Source organism: Thermoanaerobaculum aquaticum (genome assembly GCF_000687145.1).
GTDB lineage: Bacteria > Acidobacteriota > Thermoanaerobaculia > Thermoanaerobaculales > Thermoanaerobaculaceae > Thermoanaerobaculum > Thermoanaerobaculum aquaticum.
Map to the genome: position 1 here is coordinate 1 of NZ_JMFG01000013.1, position 18743 is coordinate 18743.

An 18743-nucleotide genomic window follows, 5' to 3' on the forward strand; every position below is an offset into this window, starting at 1 on the left:
GGGCCGCCGCTCCGCGGCGGCAAACCCGCGACGGAGCGCGGGTCCCACATTTTTTAGCGCGGGTCCCACATTTTTCTTGAACTTGCGACAGGTCGCGGATCCACATCCGAAGCCCAGTCTCGAAACCTTAGAGTTGATCGTGGTAAATTGTCCCCATGAGCTTCCCGGGACGCCCTCGTCGCCTGGAGGGTTTCCCCTATGATCGTCCGGGACCAGTGTTTCACGTGCGTATCGGCTGCCTGGATCGGAAACCACTGTTTTCGAACCCCAAGCTTGCCCAGGCTGCAGTTGACGCGCTGCGCTTCTACGGCCAAAGCCGGATCAACCTTTTTGCTTACTGCATCATGCCGGACCACATTCATGTACTCATGGCTCTGCGGCAAGAACAGGATAGCCTAGGCCGCTGGGTGGCGGATTTTAAGCGTTGGCTCGGCAAATTTGACGTGCAATTCCAGCCGGGTTTCTTCGAGCATGTGCTCCGGAAACAGGAGAAGCTCGCCGTCGTGGCGCGGTACATCGTAGGGAACCCGATACGTGCGGGCTTGATGGCTCCAGGGAAACCGTGGCCCTGGGCCGGCATTATGGGCGATTGTGAACAGGGAGACGGGTAGCTCGGCGTGTGTCGCCGCCGGTCCACTTGTGGGGCCGCCGCTCCGCGGCGGCAGAAAAAAGACCCGCGCAGGAGCGCGGGTCCCACATTTTTCAGCGCGGGTCCCACATTTCGAGCGCGGGTCCCGCAGTTTTCTCTGTGCGGGGCCGCCGCTCCGCGGCGGCAGAAAAAAGACCCGCGCAGGAGCGCGGGTCCCACATTTTTTAGCGCGGGTCCCACATTTGCCGAGGTGGTCGCGTTTGCGGTGTGGAGTCGCCTTTGAAGATTCGTTCTCCGTTAGACTTCGCCTATGGCGGTGTTAGCGCACGTGGTGCTGGTTTCGCCGGAAATCCCCTGGAATACCGGCAACGTGGGTCGCAGCTGCCTGGCCTTTGGCGCTCAGCTCCACCTGGTGCGGCCCCTGGGGTTTTCTCTTTCATCTTCAGCCCTGAAGCGGGCTGGCCTCGATTACTGGGAGCACGTGCAGCCGCGGGTTTGGGACAGCTGGCCGGCTTTTGCGGGGGCTTTGCCGGTGCTGGGCGAGGCGTTCTTTTTTTCTGCGGAAGGGGAGCGCAGCCTGTTCGAGATTGCCTTTCCGCCCCACCCGGTGCTGGTCTTTGGGCGGGAATCGGTGGGCTTGCCTGAAAGCTTGCGGCGGCAGTTTGCCGAAAGGCTGGTGCGGATTCCCCAGGAACCGGGAGTGGTTCGCTCTCTGAACCTTTCTTCGGCGGTGGCGGTGGCCTTGGCCGAGGTATACCGCCAGCAGCGGGTGCCGAAATAAAGAAAGGCGCTTTTGGGTTTTTGGGGCTAGCCCGGATGCAAACTGGGCAGAAAGGGAGGGTTGTTATGAGGAAGGTTGTCTTGGTATTTGCGGCAAGCTTGCTCGCTTTGGGTGCCCAAGCGCAAGAACAAAAGACCGTTTGGAGTCTTGACCCGGCGCATTCCTCGGTAGGGTTTTCGGTGCGGCACATGATGGTTTCCAACGTACGCGGGGAGTTCACGCAGTTTTCGGTGTCCGTGACCACCGTGGCCGACAAGCCGGAAACCGCCCAGGTGGAGGTGAGCATCCAGGCGGCCTCCATTGATACTCGCATTGCTGACCGCGACAAGCACCTACGTTCGGCGGATTTCCTGGACGTGGAAAAATTCCCCACGATTACCTTTGTGTCCAAGAAAGTGGAGCCGGCGGGGAACGGGAAGTTCCGGGTGACCGGGGATCTCACCATCAAGGGGGTCAGCAAACCGGTGGTTCTGGAGGCCGAGGTGAGCCCGGTGATGAAGGACCCCTGGGGTAACCTGCGGGTGGGCGTGCACGCCACCACGACCATCAACCGAAAGGACTTCGGGGTTTCCTGGCACAAGGTGCTGGACACCGGTGAGGTGGTGGTGGGCGACGACGTGCGCGTGATTTTGGACGTGGAGCTAGTGAGAAAACCCTGAAGCTTTTTGCCGCTAAGTAAGCCCCTGCTTTTGCGGTTGCCCGAGCCTCTGGGGACGTCTTACGGGCTTCGGGGGTGCGCTTCTAACTGGACGCTCGCAAGCTCCAAACCCCGCCTTCGGGCGGGGCTTTTTATTTTCGGGAGTGATTTTCTTTTATGCTGGCTGGGAATTCCCTGGAGCGAGTCCTTGCGTCTCCAGGCGATGCAGAAGGTCCTGGAGCCTCTGGAGAGCGCCGGGGAGAGCAGCATAGATCTTCTCCGCAAGGGCCTCGTCGTATGTGTGGCTGGTGAGGTTTCGGAGCTCCAGCATCTCAAGCCACTGGGCGTCATCGGGTAAAAGCCCCACTTGAAAGGCTCCGCGGATGGCCGAGCGCGGGGAGCGAGCTTCCAGGCCTTCACGCTCCAGGTAAGTTTGGAGCACCTTCCACGCCAGCTCGAAGCAAAACTCGAACCTCTGAATTGCCGAATCGCGAACAAATTCGTCTTTAGGCCGCGATAAGGCCACCTCCAGGCGCTCCACAGCCCGGCGCAAAAGGGCAGTTTGAGCTTTGAGCTTATCCTCCCTGGCCAAGGAGCACCCCCTCCTTTTCCACGGTTTCTTTGAGCCCTGGTGCCCAGGACAGCTCCACCAGGTCCACCCGCTGGAGGATGTTGACCTCCTCCAGCTCCTCCCGCAAACGGGCCAGCGTTGCCAGATCCAGCGGCGGGTCGGTCCACAGGGCCAGGTCGTAATCGGAGCGGGGGCTGGCGTTGCCCTGGGCCCGGGAACCAAAAAGGTAAAGCTTATAGCGGCGACCCTGAAGCCGCTGGGCAACCCGTCGGGTAAGCTCGTGCAATACCTCTTCCTGCTCAACGACCTTGCTCACATCGTCAGTCTAGCGCACCTTTGCCAAAAAGCGGGCTATGGGTCTTGCCACATCGGCTAATTCCAGCGTGCAGCGGCAGGCAATGCGGTGTGGCTTGCTGGTTGGCGGGAAACAGGCTACGTTTGCGTTGTGCGGACGGAGGATTTTGCCTACGAGCTTCCCCCTGAGCTGATTGCTGCTTTTCCGCGGCCGCGGGGCACCTCGCGCCTGCTGGTGCTGCCCCGGCAGGGCAGCCCGTGGGAAGCCAACATCCGCGATATCCCCGCCCTTCTGACGCCCGGGGACCTGCTGCTCCTCAACGATGTGCGGGTCATCCCCGCTCGGCTTTTCGGAAGGCGCCCCGGGGGAGGGGTTTGCGAGCTGCTCTTGCTGCGGCCGGCGGGAGAGGGCGTTTGGGAGGCCATGGGCCGTCCGGCGGCCAGGCTGCGGGAGGGAACGGTGGTGTCGTTCCCCTGGGGGCGCGGGGTGATCCAGGGGCGGCAAGGGGAGGGCAAGCTTTTGGTGGCTTTCCAGCCGCCTCTGGACGCTTCCGCCCTGGAAGCCCTCGGGGAGGTGCCGCTTCCCCCTTACATCGAAAAGAAACGCAGGGCGCAGCCGGAAGACCGCCGGCGCTACCAGACGGTTTTTGCCCGCAGGGGCCTGGCGGTGGCCGCCCCCACCGCGGGTTTGCACTTAACGGCCGAGCTTCTGGCGGCCTGCGAGGCCCGGGGGGTGGAGGTGGTAAGCCTCACCCTGCACGTGGGCCCCGGCACGTTTAAGCCGGTAAAAAGCGAGGACCCCAGGCAGCACCGTCTGGATCCCGAGCTTTACGAGATTTCCCCCGAAACCGCCGGTGCCCTCAACCGGGCGTTAGCTTTCGGCAGGCGCATCGTGGCGGTGGGGACCACCTCGGTGCGGGCGCTGGAAGATGCGTTGAAGCGAGGCGGGGGCAGGGTTTTGCCCGGAGTCGCCCATGCCGACACCTACATCCTCCCGGGTTTCGTATTTCGCGGCACGGGGGCTCTCCTCACCAACTTCCACCTGCCCCGTTCCACGTTGTTGATGCTGGTGTCGGCTTTGGCGGGGCGAGAGAGGGTGCTGGCCGCTTACGAGATGGCCAAAGCCCGGGGGTTTGGCTTTTACTCCTACGGCGACGCCATGCTCATCCTTTAGCCTTTTGGTTTGCTACCATCGCCTTCCTTGGAGGGTTGTCACGTGGCCGAAGCAAGCTGGGACCTTACTCACCTGTTCCCCAACGACGAGGCCTTTTGGCAGGCTTTTTCTGAAGCTTCCGCGCGGGCCGATTTGGGTGCCCAATGGGAAAAGACTTCGCTCGATGAGAGCCCCAACCTGCTGGGGGCGCTTCGGGATTTCTTTCAAACGTTTCGTGAGTTTGGCCGCCTTTCGGTGTACGCTTTTGCCAGCTCCGACGAGGATACCCGCCATAGCGAGCGCTGGGCCCGCCGGCTGCAGGTGCAGGACCTGGGGGGCAAGCTGGCGGCGGCGTGGTCCTGGCTTTCGCCGCGCCTGGCGCAACTGGGCGAGCAACGGGTGGAGGCGCTGTTGGCCCAGGAGCCGGAGCTTGCGGAGTTTGCCTTTTACCTGCGGGATGCGGTACGCCACGGCGCCCACCTCTTGCCCGAGGGGGAAGAACGGGTGTTGGCCGAGCTTTCGCCCGTGGGGAGATCCCCGTACAACCTCTACCAGGTGCTCACCCATGCGGAGTTTCCCTTTCCCGAAATTGAGCTTGCCGATGGGCAAAAGGTGCGGGTGGACCAGACGGCGTACACTCGCCTGCGGGAACACCGCGACCGCAGCGTGCGCGAAAAGGCCGCCCGCAGCTTTTTCGCCACGTACCAGCAGTTTGCCCGCACCCTGGCCTGCGCCCTGGATGCCCACGTGCGCCACCAGGCCACGGAGGCGCGCTTGCGGCGTTTTGCTTCGTCCCTGGAGGCGGCGCTTTTCCCCAACGCTATCCCAGAAGCGGTGTACCACCGCCTTTTGCGCGAAGCGGAAAACCTCCTGCCGCTTCTGCATCGGCTTTTTGCCCTGCGCCGCAAGGCGTTAGGCATTTCGCCGCTGGCCTTTTTCGACCTTTACGTGCCCTGGGGCGAGGACAGCTTCGGCGAGGTCACCCTTGAACGAGCCCGCGAGCTGCTGGTGGAAAGCCTTTCCCCATTGGGCGAGGAGTACAGCCAGGTGCTGCAGGAAGGGCTTGGGGGCGGGTGGATGGACCCGTACCCGCGCCCAGGGAAGAGGTCCGGGGCCTACTGCACGGGTGAAGCCTACGATGTGCACCCCTACGTGCTTTTGAACTTCCACGGGTCGCTGGACAGCGTGGCCACCATGGCCCACGAGTGGGGTCACGCGGTGCATTCGGCTCTGGCCAACCGCTACCAACCTTACCCTACAGCGGAATACCCGATTTTCCTTGCGGAAATTGCTTCAACCTTAAACGAGACCCTGCTTTTCCATCACCTGTTGCGGGGCCCTCTCGATAAGGGCCAGGAGCTTTTCGTGCTTTCCTACCTTTTGGAGCACATCCGGGGAACGTTCTTCCGGCAGGCTAACTTTGCCGATTTCGAGCTGGCCGTCTACCGAAAGGTGGAAAGAGGGGAAGCCCTCACCGGCGAAAACCTCACCGCCCTTTACGGGGAAAAACAGCGCCGGTGGTTAGGCCACGGAAAAGAGGTCATGGTGGACGGGGAATTTGCCGTGGAGTGGGCGTACATCCCGCACTTTTACTACGGCTTTTACGTTTACCAGTACGCCACCTCCATTGCCGCTTCCACGTTTTTTGCCCGGCAAATCCTGGCGGGGGAACCGGGGGCAAGGGAGCGCTACCTCAACCTCCTGAAAGCCGGCGGTTCGGCGTACCCCTACGAGCTTCTCCGCCAGGCGGGCGTGGATCTGGCGAGCCCCGAACCGTACCAGGAGCTGGGGGTGTTTTTCGCGAGCTTGCTGGAGCGGGCGGAAAAGCTGTTGCAGGACGAGAACAAAGGGCTGGCGCTGACCGTATCATAGGGTGAAAGACGGGAGGGAGCTATGGCTGGACGATCCAAGGTGTTCGCAGCGCTGGGGTGCTTGGTGCTGGTGGTGGTGGGCGGGGTGTTGGCCATCATCGTGGGGGTAAAGATGACCGTGCGCCGGCTCCCCTCCAGTGCGGTGCTGCACGTGGAAATTGCCGGCGAAATCCCCGAGCGGAGCAGCGAGGAGCCCTGGGCTGAGCTCTTTGGGCCCCGGGTGGTTTCCCGCCAGGACCTCCGGGACGCTCTGGTCAAAGCGCGGTCTGACAAGCGTATTAAGGCCGTGCGGGTGAAAATCCGTGACTGCTTTGCTGGTCTGGCCACGGTGCAGGAAATCCGCGAGCAGCTGCAGGCGGTGGCTGCTGCCGGAAAGCCCACCTACGCTTACCTGGAAACCGCAGGGGAAGGCTACTCCGGAAACATGGCCTACTTTCTGGCCACCGGCTGCCAAAAGGTGGTGCTGGGTCCCATGGGTGACCTCACGCTTGTGGGTCTGAAGGCCGAGGTCCCCTTTATTCGCGGCACCCTGGACAGGCTGGGAATTGAGCCGGATTTTCCCGGAATTGGCGACTACAAAACCGCGCGCAATTTCTATATCGAAAAGGACTTTACCCCGGCCCATCGGGAAATGACGGCGTGGCTTTTGGGCTCCATAGGCCGACAAATCGCGAAAGGGATTGCCTCCTCTCGAGGCCTGTCGGAAGCGCAAGCGCAAACGTTGATGGCCCAGGGGCCGTACCTGGGACCTAAAGCGCTGGAGCTCAAGCTGGTGAACGCCATCCAGGACTGGGATAGCTTTGCCGAGGAGACCGCAAAAGGCGAAAGCGGAAGCCTGGAGGTGGTGGGCTTGCGGCGGTACTTGCGCTCCGGAAGGCCGGATTCCAGCGGAACCCCCATTGCCGTGGTGGTGGCGGAAGGGGCCATTATGCGGGGGGAAAGCGGCTTTTCTCCGGTGCCCTTCTTCGGTGGTGACGTGATGGGGGCGGAAACCATGGCCCGGGTTTTCCGGGACGTGAGGGAGTCGGACGCCAAGGCGGTGATCTTCCGCATCAACTCCCCAGGGGGTAGCGCCGTGGCTTCGGAAATCATCCGTGTGGAAATGGAACGCACTGCCAAGGAAAAACCGGTGGTGGTTTCCATGGGCAACGTGGCGGCTTCCGGTGGGTACTGGATCACCTGCGGGGCCCAAAAAGTGGTGGCCAACCCGGGGACCATTACCGCTTCCATTGGCGTTTTTGCGGGGCATTTGGCCATGGCCAGGTTCTGGGAGGAAAAGCTGGGCGTCACCTGGGGGGAGTTGGCCACCAGCCCCAACGCCGACCTTTTCGGCAGCCTGCACCCCTGGACACCGGAGCAGAGGCAGATCATTCAAGCCTGGCTTGACCGGGTGTACGACCAGTTCGTGGAGCGGGTGGCCAAAGCCCGGGGGTTGAGCCGGGAAAAGGTGGACAGCATGGGGCGGGGCCGGGTCTTTACCGGGGAGCAGGCGCTGGAGCTGGGTCTGGTGGACCGCCTGGGAGGCTTTGACGTGGCCCTGGAGGAAGCCAGGAAGCTTGCCGGGTTGGGTCCCGAAGATCCGGTGGAGCTGCGCTTTTACCCTCGAAAGATTGAGCTCTTCGAGCGAATCCTGCGTCCGGATGACGAAGAGCAAGCCAGAACGTGGTTTTCCCTGCTGGCCCAAGGGAAGGCAGCCCTTCCCGGGCCCGTTTGGTTGCCACCCATTGTGGTGCGGTAAGTTCTGGCCTTAAAGGCTTGCGGCGGGTTGGCCGCGGTGCAGGGTGATGAGGTCCACCTCCGGCAGGGTGCCCACCCGCAGCGGCACCGCGCCCACCCCCACGCCCCGGGAAACGTAGAGCAGGTGGGAACCGGAAACGTAAGCGCCGGCCACAAACCGGGTGGCTAGGCGGGCCACGGAAAAGCGCTCACCGATAGGGGAAATTTGCCCGCCGTGGGTGTGCCCGGAAAGCGTGAGGTCGGCGCCGTGGCGAATGGCTTCCGGCCACAGCCGCGGCTGGTGACAGAGCAGCAGCTTAAAAAAGCCGTTGTCGGTTTGCAGCACGGAAAAATCGGGGCCAAAGGGACGGGGGGCATCCAAATCGTCCACCCCTGCCAAAAGCAGCGAAGCGCCCCGGCGCTGGACCAGCGCCGCCTCGTTCACCAGCGGGGTAATCCCCGCCGCTTCCAGCGCCGCTACCGCCAGCTCCCGGCCTGCCAGGTAGTCGTGGTTGCCAAGGATGCCGTAAACACCCAAGGGGGCGGAAAGACCAGCAAAAGCTTGCACAAAGAGCTCGGCATCCACCGGCCGGCGGTCCAGCTGATCCCCGGTAAACACGATCATGTCTGGCGCCAGTCGGCACACGAGCGCGCGGACCTTCTCCAGCCGATCGGGGGTCATGAACTGGCCGGCGTGCACGTCGCTCACCTGCGCCACGGTGAGGCCATCGAAAGCCTCAGGGAGGCGAGGGTGCACCAGCAGCACCCGGCGCACCAGGGGGAGGCTGCGCTCGCGGTGCCAGCGGAAGCGGGAGTAAAGACCTTCGCCGCCCCAGCCCAACCGCGCTGGCCAACGCCGATGACGGGTGATGTACGTGACCGCGTGCACTGGATCCTGCCCCCCTACAGCCGGGGGACCCTGAAGTCTAGCACGCCCCTCAAGCTCACTTCTTGCAGGTGGAAATGCCAAAGATCACGTAGGCGGGACAAAAGCCCACAAGCCCCGTGATCAGCGGGAGAAGCCCCACAAGCCCCCAGTAGCTCTTAAACGCCAGCCCCAGCCCTAAGATCACCAGCCCAGCGACGATGCGGATGACCTTGTCAGCGCCTCCCACGTTGGCACTCATAGGCACCTCCTGCAAGCCATTCTAATCGCTTCCCTGGGGTTTTGCCCCTGCAGCCTCCGGAGCTTGTTGCGAAAGCAGGACCTTCCGCAACGGCAAGAGCAGCACCAGCCCTGGCACCGCCAGCGCCGTGGTCACGCCAAAGTACACGGCGTAACCGAGGTTTTCCACGCCCAAACCGGAAAAGGCCCCCACCAGGTCGCGGGACAACGCAAAGGTTGCGGAAAGCAGCGCGTACTGGGTGGCGGCGTGTTCCTTTTCGCACTGGCCCATGAGAAACGACAAGAAAGCGGCGGTTCCCAGCCCCTGGGTGAGGGACTCAAAGGCCGAGGCCAGGTAAATGCTTTCCCGGGGCAGGGTGAGCGCGGCCACCGCCACGTACCCCAGGTTGGAAACCATTTGCAGGCCCCCCAGCCACAAAAGCCCGGAAAAAATGCCAAAACGGCTTACGAACCAGCCCCCCAAAAGCGCCCCGCCAATGGTGAGGACGGTGCCCAGGGTCACGGAAATCAAGCCGATCTCCTCCAGGCTGTACCCCCGGTCCACCCAGAAGGGTTTGACCATACGGCCCAAGGTGGAGTCCCCAAGCTTGAAGAGCAGAGTGAACGCCAGCACCGGCACCATTTGCGGGCGGAAAAGCCAGCGCAACACCGGCTTGATGGGAGACCGTCGCTGGTTGGCAGCGAGCGGCACCCGGGGGCTGAACCAGGCGGCCCCGGCCAGCAGGAAGAAGAGCACACCGGTGAGGGCAAAAAGGGGCTCAAACCCCCACCATCCAGCTGCAGTGATGAGCCCTCCGCCGCCCAAAAGCAAAGCCACCCGCGCGGCGGTGACCCGCATGCCGTTGATGGCGCCTTCCTCCCCGGGGCTGGCCAGGTCCACGGCGTAAGCATCTACGGCAATGTCCTGGGTGGCGGAAGCCAGGGTAAACGCCAGCATGAGGGCCCAGAGGAGGGGGCCCGGGTGAGCGGCGTCCAGAGCCGGGAGCACCAGCGTGGTTAGGCCCAGGCTGGTAAGCGCGGCAGCAATCCAGTGCTGACGCATCCCCCAGCGGTCCACCGCCGGTGCCCACAGCAGCTTGAGCGTCCACGGCAGGGACAACAGGCTCATAAAGCCAATTTCCCGCAGGGAAACGCCGTGAACCCGGAAGTACACCGGCCAAACGTCATAGGCAATGCCAAAGGGGAGCCCTTCGGCAAAGTAAAGGAGGGCAATCCAACCGAGCTTTTCCCGCAGCCGCACGGGCCATTTTAGCTTTGCTGGCCAAAGGACCGAAAGGGTGATGGAATCTCGGCTGACGTCAGGCTTGACTGGCAGTCCGTTGCTGTCTGGCGCGGTACATGGCCAGATCGGCAGCCGCTAAGGCCTCGTTGAGGGATTGGCCAGGGGAGAGCTGGCTTATGCCCATGGTAAGCCGGCAGGGGGGCAGCCCCTCTTCGGCTTTTTCCAGGTCCTGAACGATGGCCGCAAACCGCTCCTCGACGCTGGATGGATCCATGCCTGCAGCCAGCACCAAGAACTCGTCCCCGCCCCAACGGAAAACCCGGTCCTCCGGGCGGAAGCGACTGGCGATGACGGTGGCCACGCGGATGAGGCAGGCATCCCCCACCACGTGGCCGTACCTGTCGTTGATTTCCTTGAAGTTGTCCACGTCAAAAAACGCCACCACCACTGGCTGGTTGTGCTGGCGCAGGGGTTCGGTTTCCAGGGCCCGGCGGTTGGCCAGGCCTGTAAGCGGATCCTGCTCCACCAGGGCGCGCAGGCGGTCGTAGGAGTCCATGAGCTCAGCGTGAAGGTGGTTGAGCTGGGCTGTGGAGGAGCTCTCCAGAACGATGAGCATGCTCATGGCCAGCACCAGCTCGGCCCCCGCGTCAAAGAAAGACGTCACCGGCAGCAAGCCGCGGGGAGGAGCCCCACCCCACACGGTGGGAACGAGGGCGGCCACGTATCCGGCAAAAAGAACGCCTTCCAGAAACAGCGAAGCGGCGAGCCACCGTGACCGGGGGAAGCGGGGGCGCCGCCAAACCCAAAAGGCGGTGGCCAGGAAAGCACCGGCCACCAGCGTGGATTGGGCCATGAGGGCGGCGGAAAGAGAGGGGTTGGCCAGGCCAAGGCTAAGGCCCCAGAGCCCCACCATCCACCAGGCGTTTCTTTTCCCCAAAACGGCCTCTTTTCCCGGGGCCAAATGCTGGCTCACTCCGGCTACCACCCAAATCACAAAGGCGGTTTTGGCGGCAAGGTACGCGGCCAGGAAGAGCTGGCGGAGGAAGCCGGTGTCGGAAAAGAAAGCTGCAAGATAAACGGCTACCAACGCTACGGTGTCCGCTAGCCAGGCCCGGGCCCACAGGCGGACTTCGATGAGGCGCAGGGAGCGGGCAAGGGTAAAGAAGAAAATGGCCAGCAAACTCGCCACCCCTAACTGCACCACCACAGACCATTGCGAGAGCGTCATGTTCGAATGTGCTTAAGTGTCAAGCAAACCTCCTCGTTGGATTCTAAGGCCAACCCGGAAGAATGCAAAGCATGCGTCCTTTTAACGCGCCAACGAAAAAGGGGCGGGAATGACCCGCCCCCTGCGTGGCAAAAAACTTCGTGGCTACAGCCTGCGGAGGGCTTCCGCCAGCTCCAGGGCCATTTTCTTGGCGTCCCCAAACAGCATCATGGTGTTGGGCAGGTAGTAAAGCGGGTTATCAATGCCGGCAAATCCGGGGTTGAGGGAGCGCTTGATGACCATCACCGTACGGGCGCGGTCCACATCCAGGATGGGCATCCCGTAAATGGGGGACGAAGGATCGGTGCGGGCTGCGGGGTTGACCACGTCGTTGGCGCCGATGACCAGCACCACATCGGTTTCGGGGAAGAGCGGGTTGATCTTGTCCATTTCCCAAAGTTGCTCGTAGGGAACCTGCGCTTCAGCCAGGAGCACGTTCATGTGCCCGGGCATGCGCCCCGCCACCGGATGGATGGCGTACTTGACATCAACACCCCGCTTGGCCAGCTCGTCGGCCAGCTCCTTGACGGCGTGCTGGGCCTGAGCCACGGCCATGCCGTAACCAGGGGCAATGACCACGGTGCGGGCCGATTCCAGGATCATGGCGGCTTCTTCGGCATCGCCGCGGCGTACGGTCTTAGGTCCGCCAGGCCCTGCCGCCGCCACCTCCTGCACGGTGGCCCCAAAGCCACCGAACAGCACGTTGGTGAAGGAGCGGTTCATGGCCTTGCACATAATGTTGGTGAGGATGATGCCGGAAGCGCCCACCAGCGACCCCGAAATAATTAAGCCGTTGTTGTTGAGCACGAAGCCGGTGGTGCATGCGGCCATGCCCGAATAGGAGTTCAAAAGGCAAATGACCACCGGCATGTCGGCACCGCCAATGGGGATCGTGAGGCCTACACCTAAAACCGCCGCAAGCGCCGAAAGCACGTAAAAGGGCGTGCCCACTTCCGGTTTTTGCACCAGGAAAACCGCCGCCACCACCGAAGCCAGAAACAGCGCCAGGTTCAGCCAGTGCTGGCCGGGGAAAAGCGTGGGGCGGCCACCCAAGATCCACTCCCGCAAGCGCAGGAAGGCCACCATGGAGCCGGTGAAGGTCACCCAACCGATGAGCAGGGAAAGGGCAATGGCAATGATGGCCACCATCCCCAGGGATTCCTCGGGGGTGTGGTGCACCCGCACCAGCTCGGCGGAAGCCACCAGAGCCGAGGCTGCGCCGCCAAAGCCGTTTAAAAGCCCCACCATTTCCGGCATGGCGGTCATGGGCGTAAAGAGCGCCAACAACAGCCCGAACAGCGAGCCCAGGGCGAGACCCGCCAGCACCGTGGGGAAGTCCACCACGCCTCCGGCGTAAAGGGTGGCGACGATGGCCACCAGCATGCCCACCGCACCGGTGAGGTTGCCGGCCACCGCGGTCTTGGGGGAGGACAGCATTTTCAACGCAAAGATAAAGCTCACGGCTGCCAGTAGGTAGAGCAAGTTGAGCATCGTCGCCTCCTTACTTCTTCCGCCGGAACATGCCCAGCATGCGGTGGGTGACCGCAAACCCGCCCACCACGTTGGTCATGGCCAGCACCACCGCCACAAAACCCAGCCACTTCATGCCGCTGGTAATGGCCGCACCGGTGGCAATGATGGCGCCCAGCACCGTGACTCCGGAAATGGCGTTGGAACCCGACATCAGCGGGGTGTGGAGCAGGGGAGGCACCTTGGAGATGACCTCAAACCCAACGAAAACCGCCAGCACGAAAACCGTCAGCATCATCACCAGGGATTCCATTACTGACCTCCTTTCCGCGCCCGGAACTCACCGGCGTGGGTGATGAGCGGGAAGCTCACCAGCTCGTCCTCAAGGTTGAGGTTAAGCTGACCACCTTTGAGCAGGAAGTTGAGGTAGTTAAGCACGTTCTTGGAGTACATCTGGCTGGCGTGGACGGCGGCGCGGCTCTCCCAGTCGGTGTAGCCCACGATCTTGACCCCCTTGTGCTCCACCACCTCACCGGCGCGGGTCAGCTCACAGTTGCCACCAAAGGCCGCGGCCAGGTCCACGATCACCGAGCCGGGGCGCATGGTTTCCACCATGGGGGTGGTGAGCAGCACCGGCGGTTTTTGCCCGGGCACCAGGGCCGTGGAAATCACCACATCGCTGTGGGGGAGTCTCTTGGCCAGGGTTTGCCTTTCCAGCTCCAGCACCTCGTCACCCACGGCCACCGCGTACCCCTGTTCGTCCTGGGCCTTCTCCAGCTTCAGGTCCATGGGGATAAAGCGCGCGCCCAGGGACTCCACCTGCTCCTTGGTAGCCGGTCGCACGTCGAAGGCCTCCACAACCGCCCCCAAGCGCTTGGCCGTGGCAATGGCCTGCAAACCCGCCACCCCCGCGCCAATCACCAGCACGTGGGCAGGGGAAATGGTGCCGGCAGCGGTCATGAGCATGGGCATGAAGCGCGGCAGAAGGTCAGCAGCAGCCAAAACCGCCTTGTATCCCTGCACCGTGCTCATGGAGGAGCGGGCGTCCATATCCTGGGCGCGGGTGATGCGTGGCATCCAGTCCATGGCAAAGGCGGTGACACCCTGTTTGGCCAGCTTTTCTGCGGTTTCGGGGTGGGCCAGGTGCTGCAAAATGGCAATCAGCACTTGCCCCTGGCGCATCTTGGCGATTTCCTCGTCGGTCGGGCGCTCCACCTTGACCACAATGTCCGCGGCCCAAACCTGGTCGGGAGCTACGATTTTCGCACCCGCCTGGGCGTACTCCTCGTCCGTGACCCCTGCGGCCGCTCCCGCCCCTTTTTCCACCAAAACCTCGTGGCCGGCGCCCACCAGCTTCTTCACGGCATCGGCGACCAGGGCCACACGACGTTCCCCGGGTCTTACCTCGCGTGGTACTCCGATCTTCACGGGCTTCCCCCCTTCTGCCGCCGCCTCTCTTAAGGCGCGGCTGGGTATTTTACCCTAGGGTTGCATCAACTTTCACAGGAATGTGACCTGGAGTTAAAAGAAATCGTTGTCCGTCACAACGCTACCGGGTAAAAAGCTAGTGGCCTCTTTGTTTTCCTGGGGCCAAAAGCGAGTTTTCTGCGTTTAGCCTTTGGTTTTTGCCGGAGAGCCACGCAAAGGCTGGGAGCAGCCTTCACGGGGCTAGGTACAACACATCACCCGGTCGGATGACGGTGCCGCTCAAGTTGTTCTTGGCGCGGATGGCCTCCACCGTGAGCCCATGGCGTTTGGCAATGCTGTAGAGGGTGTCCCCTGGCCTCACCCGGTAGCGCAGGGGGTTGCGGATGCTCTGGGCGCGGGAACGCGGTTTTTCGCGGTTCTCGGCCACGGTGGCGGCTGACCAGCCGGCCTTGGGGATCACCATTTCCCGGCCCACCCGCAAGGCCCTGGGGTTCGTGATGTTGTTGGCGGCCATGATGGTTTCTGGTGAAACCCGGTAGCGGCGGGCAATGGCGGCAATGGTGTCCCCCGGCCGCACGGTGTGGAAAAGCCGCTTGATGCGCTCGCTGGGCGGGATGGAGGCAATGACGGTTCTGGCCTGTTCCCCCTGTCCGCAGGGGACCGCCACCTGGTACACGCCAGCTGGAGGGGTAATGCCGCGGACCAAAGCAGGGTTGAGCTGGCGCAGGGTCTCAAGGTCCCACGCGCCCTTTTCGGCCAAAACCTCCAGGTCCAGCGCCCCTTCCACCGGCACCATGTCCCGGCACCAGGTTTGCTCCGGAAACGTGGGAAGGCCGAAGCGCTGAGGCTGCTTGACCACGATCAGCGCTGCCCAAAAGGCGGGTACGTAGTTCCGGGTTTCCCGCGGCAAAAACCGGCGGATGCTCCAGAAGTCGGTGTTGCCTTTTGCGCGCTTGATGGCCTTCTCCACCCGTCCGGCGCCGGAATTATAGGCCGCCAGAGCCAGCTCCCAGTTGCCAAAAGTAGCGTAAAGGTCCGAGAGGTGCGCCAGCGCCGCTTGCGTGGCCCGCTGGGGGTCTAAACGCTCGTCCACCAACCCGTCGCAGCGCAATTGGTACAGGCGGGCAGTGCCGGCCATGAACTGCCAGAGGCCGGTGGCTTTGGCCCGGGAGCGGGCGTGGGTGTGAAAGGCGCTTTCCACCAGGGGCAGGTACGCCAGATCCTGGGGCAGCTGCATTTGCGAAAGGTAGGAGCGGATGAGCGGCAGCCAGCGGGCCGCCCGCTCCAGCGCGGCAATTAGCCTTTCCCGGTATGGGCCGGTGTAGAAGTCAATGAGCGACGCAACCTCCGGGGTCACCTTCACCGGTAAGTCAAAGGTGAGCTCTTGGGCCTCCCGGGCGGCTTGCTCCACCTGTTCGGGTTTTGCCGGTAAAACCTCCTCGGGAACCTGAGCGCTTTCTTCCTGCTCTGGAGTTTCCTCCTCGGCGTACAGGGTGGCCGTAAGGTCGTCCAGCTCTTGCCAGAGCTCAGCGATGGCCTGTGGCAGCTCGGGGTCCTGGGGAGCCTCGGCGATGGCCTCCCCTACCTGCTGCACAAGGGTGGACTCGCAGGCCAGAAAGCCATCCTCGTCGCCGGCAACGGCGGCTTCCCGGGCGGACTCCAGAGCTTTTTCGGCATTTCGCCGCAGTTTTTCCCCGGCGCTTTCCTCCGGCTGGTTTGCCGGCTTTCCGCTGGTATTGGCAACGCTCACTACCGGCCTGTGCTGGACGGTAGTTTGGCAGGCAAGCAAAAGCCCGGCCAACGCCGCCGAGAAGAACCAGCTCCCCTTCATTCGCCCTGCAGGTTGACGGTGAGGGTGAGGGCCAGCTGCCGCACCCGTTCCCCCCGCTTGAGCTCCACATCCACGGGGGCCACCGTGGCCACGGTGGCGTCGTTGTCGTCCACCAGCTCGATGCGCACCCGACAGCGGGCAGCTTGCCCCAGAGCTTTGCCTACGTGTTCCTCGACCTTCTTGCGAACTTCCTGGCGGGAGTTGAGGGACCCCGCCAACAGCGCGTCCAGGTCCAACGCGGGTTTCGCTGGTTCCTCCACGGGGGCCTTGTAGGTGCTGGCCTTCCGCAGGTTTTCAAGCTCCGCCAGGATGTCCAGGGAAGACGACACGCGGACGTGCCGGACTTCCGGGGTGGAGGGTGGGGCCGGCTCGGTGGTGGTGGCGAACTCCACCGCTGGTTCGGCTTCCGGAGTGGCGGGCGGCGGGGCTTCCGGGGCAACTTCTGCCGCTGGACCGGTGACCGCGCTTGCCGGCAGCTCTTCCACCGGTGGCTGCACGGTTTCGGTAAGCACCTCCACCACCGGCGGCGGGGGCAGCTCTTGCTCCACCGCACTGGCTAGCCGGTCCGGGGAAAAGCTGGCCTTCGGTGCGGGTGCAGGAGCTGGGGGAGGTGGCGGAGGAGCAGCCGCCGCTGGGCGCACCTCTTCCACTTTGGCCTCTTGCGTGGCCATCCGCGCCCGCAGCGTCTTAAGCGTGAGCTTGGTGATGGCCTTTAGGGTCTCAAAAACCCCCACGCCCTGCGTGGCTATTGCTTCGAAGTATGGGTATTTGCCGTCGGGGTTGAGCGCCGCGTTGAGCTCTTCCACCGACAGGATGTTCTTCAAATCGCGCTTGTTGTACTGCAGCACCAGCGGCACCGAGTCGAAGTCAATCCCCAGCTCCTGCAGGTTTTCCCGGAGGTTGTTGAAGCTTTCTACGTTAGCATCGGCCATTGGGCGCTGGGAGTCGGCCACGAACACGATGCCGTCTACACCTTTCAGCACCAGCTTGCGGGTGGTGTTGTAAAACACCTGCCCGGGCACGGTGTAAAGCTGCAACCGGGTACGGAAGCCGCCCACCTTTCCCACTTCCAGCGGCAGGAGGTCAAAGAAAAGCGTGCGGTCCGTTTCGGTTTCCAGAGAAACCATTTCCCCCCGGGAAGTGGGGGCGGTCTTGGCGTAGATGTACGACAGATTGGTGGTTTTGCCGCAAAGGCCAGGACCGTAGTACACGATCTTGGCCGCCATTTGCATGGTGGCCCAGTTAAAGAAGACCATCTAAGGCTCTCCGCTCACCACGAAGAAAACCCTAGCACACGCAGGAGCCTCGGTCAACGCGACGGCCCGGGGCGCGGGAAAAACGCTGCCAGCAGCCCTTGCTACCTGCGCGCTCCCGTTGGCTCTAACCCTAAAAGCCAGCGGTAAAGCTCGAGGTACTTTTGCGCTGAGGATTTCCACGAAAAATCCTGACCTACAGCGCGTCTTTGCAGTTCCTGCCAGGCTTCCGGCTGAGCCAGCAGCTCTTTGGCCCGCTGCAGAGCCCGCACCAGCTCCTGGGGGGTGAGCGGGGAAAACACGAAGCCGTTACCGTCCGGCTGGGAAGCATCCCGAACCGTATCGGCCAGACCGCCGGTGGCGTGTACCACCGGCAGGGTGCCGTAGCGCATGGCAATCATTTGCCCCAGGCCACAGGGCTCCCAGCGGGAGGGCATGAGGAAGAGGGTGCTCCCTGCGTAAATGAGCCGGGCCAACCGGTCGTCAAAGCGGAGGGCCACGGCCACGCGATCGGGGTGGGCTGCCTGAGCAGCCTTCAAAAGCTCTTCAAAGCGCCCCTCGCCGGTGCCCAACACCACCACATCGAACCCCAACTGCAGGATGTCTTCCAGCGCCGCCACCAGCACGTCGGCGCCCTTTTGCTCGGTAATGCGGGAAACCATCCCCAGGATCGGCCGGGAGCTGGGGCTCATGCCCAGCACCCGCCGGAGTTCCTGGGCGGCGGCTTCCTTTCCCGCGGTGAGGTTTTCCCGGGTGTAGGGCAACGGCAAAGCGGCATCCCTGGCCGGATCCCAGAGGTCCTCATCCAGGCCGTTGAGGATGCCGAAAAGGCGGTCCTGCCTTTTGGCCAGCACCCCTTCCAGCCCGCAGCCAAAGGCCGGGTTGAGGATTTCCCGGGCGTAGGTGGGGGAAACCGTTGTGATGGCCGAGGCGGTGGTCAGCCCCGCCTTGAGGAAGTTCACCTGGCCGTAGTACTCCAGGCACTCCATGGTGAAGTAGGCCTCCGGCAGCTGGCACGCGGAAAGCACCCAGGGCGGGAAAACCCCCTGGTAGGCCAGGTTGTGGATGGTGATCACGGTGGCCTGTTGAGGTCGGCTAGAGTCCGCCTGGCAAGCCAGTAGGAAAGGCACCAGCGCCGCCTGCCAGTCGTGAACGTGGATGACCTGCCGGTCTTGGGTCACCTGCAAGGCAGCCCTGGAAAACCAGGCAAAGCGCATGGGGTTGTCGGGGAAGTCCCCTTCCGGCAAGCTGTAAAGCGCAGGCCGCACGAAGAGCGGTGGGCAGTCGAGAAAGAGAAAGCGCACACCGTCCTGGAGGAGCTCGTAAACCTTTCCCTGGAGACCCAGCGCTTCCACGGTGCCCACCGGCGTGCCCGGCGGAGGGGCTTGCACGGTGAGGCGGTGGGCGGGGAGCACCACGCTGACGTCAAGACCCAGGGCCGCCTGCGCTTTGGGCAAGGCTCCCGCCACATCGGCAAGGCCGCCGGTTTTGGAAAACGGTACCGCTTCGGAAACCACGTGGGCCAAACGCATGG

At 63.2% G+C, this 18743-nt stretch carries 17 protein-coding genes and 1 pseudogene; 6 read left to right on the forward strand and 12 right to left on the reverse strand.

Annotation, left to right across the window (positions count from 1 at the left end):
- Nucleotides 1–155: 155 nt before the first annotated feature.
- From EG19_RS05380 to EG19_RS05390, 3 genes are all read left to right on the forward strand, one after another.
- Nucleotides 156–611, forward strand: a complete 456-nt coding sequence (locus tag EG19_RS05380) for a transposase (protein ID WP_081799946.1) — start codon at nucleotides 156–158, stop codon at nucleotides 609–611.
- Nucleotides 612–899: 288 nt separating this feature from the next.
- Nucleotides 900–1370, forward strand: a complete 471-nt coding sequence (locus tag EG19_RS05385; protein WP_038048380.1) for a tRNA (cytidine(34)-2'-O)-methyltransferase — start codon at nucleotides 900–902, stop codon at nucleotides 1368–1370.
- 65 nt (nucleotides 1371–1435) lie between these two features.
- Complete coding sequence (locus tag EG19_RS05390; protein WP_038048382.1) at nucleotides 1436–2029, forward strand: YceI family protein; 594 nt, start codon at nucleotides 1436–1438, stop codon at nucleotides 2027–2029.
- Between the two features lie 153 nt (nucleotides 2030–2182).
- On the opposite strand, the gene EG19_RS05395 is transcribed toward EG19_RS05390, so the two are convergent.
- Together EG19_RS05395 and EG19_RS05400 are read right to left on the reverse strand one after the other, a co-directional pair.
- Nucleotides 2183–2599: a nucleotidyltransferase substrate binding protein gene (locus tag EG19_RS05395; protein WP_053334941.1), complete on the reverse strand. Its 417-nt coding sequence runs from the start codon at nucleotides 2597–2599 to the stop codon at nucleotides 2183–2185.
- Nucleotides 2583–2894 carry a nucleotidyltransferase family protein gene (locus EG19_RS05400; protein WP_038048384.1) on the reverse strand — a complete coding sequence of 104 codons (312 nt, stop codon included), beginning with the start codon at nucleotides 2892–2894 and terminating at the stop codon, nucleotides 2583–2585. The genes EG19_RS05395 and EG19_RS05400 overlap by 17 nt, the downstream gene beginning before the upstream one ends.
- A 129-nt stretch (nucleotides 2895–3023) precedes the next feature.
- Between EG19_RS05400 and queA the strand changes: the two genes are divergently transcribed.
- Genes queA through sppA form a run of 3 tightly spaced genes read left to right on the forward strand, consistent with a single transcriptional unit; the run spans nucleotide 3024 to nucleotide 7634 of the window.
- Complete coding sequence (queA, locus tag EG19_RS05405) at nucleotides 3024–4046, forward strand: tRNA preQ1(34) S-adenosylmethionine ribosyltransferase-isomerase QueA (protein WP_038048439.1); 1023 nt, start codon at nucleotides 3024–3026, stop codon at nucleotides 4044–4046.
- A gap of 42 nt (nucleotides 4047–4088) precedes the next feature.
- Entirely contained in the window at nucleotides 4089–5897 is a 1809-nt protein-coding gene (pepF, locus tag EG19_RS05410) for an oligoendopeptidase F (protein ID WP_053334942.1), read from the forward strand.
- 21 nt (nucleotides 5898–5918) lie between these two features.
- Nucleotides 5919–7634, forward strand: coding sequence for a signal peptide peptidase SppA (gene sppA, locus EG19_RS05415; protein WP_053334943.1), 1716 nt, complete (start codon nucleotides 5919–5921; stop codon nucleotides 7632–7634).
- 9 nt (nucleotides 7635–7643) lie between these two features.
- On the opposite strand, the gene EG19_RS05420 is transcribed toward sppA, so the two are convergent.
- The 10 genes and pseudogenes from EG19_RS05420 to glgA form a co-directional block, all read right to left on the reverse strand.
- Entirely contained in the window at nucleotides 7644–8501 is an 858-nt protein-coding gene (locus tag EG19_RS05420; protein WP_053334944.1) for a metallophosphoesterase, read from the reverse strand.
- Nucleotides 8502–8556: 55 nt separating this feature from the next.
- Nucleotides 8557–8739, reverse strand: a complete 183-nt coding sequence (locus EG19_RS05425; protein ID WP_038048388.1) for a YgaP family membrane protein — start codon at nucleotides 8737–8739, stop codon at nucleotides 8557–8559.
- Nucleotides 8740–8760: 21 nt separating this feature from the next.
- The gene (locus tag EG19_RS05430) at nucleotides 8761–9978 is read right to left on the reverse strand and encodes an MFS transporter (protein WP_038048389.1); all 1218 of its coding nucleotides are present in this window, start codon (nucleotides 9976–9978) and stop codon (nucleotides 8761–8763) included.
- Between the two features lie 58 nt (nucleotides 9979–10036).
- Nucleotides 10037–11188: a GGDEF domain-containing protein gene (locus EG19_RS05435; protein WP_038048392.1), complete on the reverse strand. Its 1152-nt coding sequence runs from the start codon at nucleotides 11186–11188 to the stop codon at nucleotides 10037–10039.
- Nucleotides 11189–11332: 144 nt separating this feature from the next.
- Nucleotides 11333–12718: an NAD(P)(+) transhydrogenase (Re/Si-specific) subunit beta gene (locus tag EG19_RS05440; protein ID WP_038048396.1), complete on the reverse strand. Its 1386-nt coding sequence runs from the start codon at nucleotides 12716–12718 to the stop codon at nucleotides 11333–11335.
- A 10-nt stretch (nucleotides 12719–12728) separates the two neighbouring features.
- A complete protein-coding gene (locus tag EG19_RS05445) occupies nucleotides 12729–13010 on the reverse strand; it encodes an NAD(P) transhydrogenase subunit alpha (RefSeq protein WP_038048397.1) in 282 nt (93 codons plus the stop codon).
- Nucleotides 13010–14125, reverse strand: a complete 1116-nt coding sequence (locus EG19_RS05450) for a Re/Si-specific NAD(P)(+) transhydrogenase subunit alpha (protein WP_038048399.1) — start codon at nucleotides 14123–14125, stop codon at nucleotides 13010–13012. Before EG19_RS05450 ends, EG19_RS05445 begins: the two co-directional genes overlap by 1 nt.
- 232 nt (nucleotides 14126–14357) lie before the next feature.
- Nucleotides 14358–15956 carry a LysM peptidoglycan-binding domain-containing protein gene (locus tag EG19_RS05455; protein WP_053334945.1) on the reverse strand — a complete coding sequence of 533 codons (1599 nt, stop codon included), beginning with the start codon at nucleotides 15954–15956 and terminating at the stop codon, nucleotides 14358–14360.
- A gap of 677 nt (nucleotides 15957–16633) precedes the next feature.
- Nucleotides 16634–17212: pseudogene (locus EG19_RS14410) on the reverse strand (GTP-binding protein); the annotation flags it as partial.
- A gap of 101 nt (nucleotides 17213–17313) precedes the next feature.
- Nucleotides 17314–18741 carry a glycogen synthase GlgA gene (glgA, locus tag EG19_RS05465; protein WP_038048463.1) on the reverse strand — a complete coding sequence of 476 codons (1428 nt, stop codon included), beginning with the start codon at nucleotides 18739–18741 and terminating at the stop codon, nucleotides 17314–17316.
- Nucleotides 18742–18743 lie beyond the last annotated feature (2 nt).

Bases quoted from the DNA above. Each gene is read 5' to 3' on its own strand.
- EG19_RS05390 (WP_038048382.1), top strand. From the start codon at position 1,436: ATGAGGAAGGTTGTCTTGGTATTTGCGGCAAGCTTGCTCGCTTTGGGT.
- EG19_RS05385 (WP_038048380.1), top strand. From the start codon at position 900: ATGGCGGTGTTAGCGCACGTGGTGCTGGTTTCGCCGGAAATCCCCTGG.
- glgA (WP_038048463.1), bottom strand. From the start codon at position 18,741: ATGCGTTTGGCCCACGTGGTTTCCGAAGCGGTACCGTTTTCCAAAACC.
- EG19_RS05445 (WP_038048397.1), bottom strand. From the start codon at position 13,010: ATGGAATCCCTGGTGATGATGCTGACGGTTTTCGTGCTGGCGGTTTTC.
- EG19_RS05455 (WP_053334945.1), bottom strand. From the start codon at position 15,956: ATGAAGGGGAGCTGGTTCTTCTCGGCGGCGTTGGCCGGGCTTTTGCTT.
- sppA (WP_053334943.1), top strand. From the start codon at position 5,919: ATGGCTGGACGATCCAAGGTGTTCGCAGCGCTGGGGTGCTTGGTGCTG.
- EG19_RS05425 (WP_038048388.1), bottom strand. From the start codon at position 8,739: ATGAGTGCCAACGTGGGAGGCGCTGACAAGGTCATCCGCATCGTCGCT.
- EG19_RS05440 (WP_038048396.1), bottom strand. From the start codon at position 12,718: ATGCTCAACTTGCTCTACCTACTGGCAGCCGTGAGCTTTATCTTTGCG.
- EG19_RS05435 (WP_038048392.1), bottom strand. From the start codon at position 11,188: ATGACGCTCTCGCAATGGTCTGTGGTGGTGCAGTTAGGGGTGGCGAGT.
- EG19_RS05380 (WP_081799946.1), top strand. From the start codon at position 156: ATGAGCTTCCCGGGACGCCCTCGTCGCCTGGAGGGTTTCCCCTATGAT.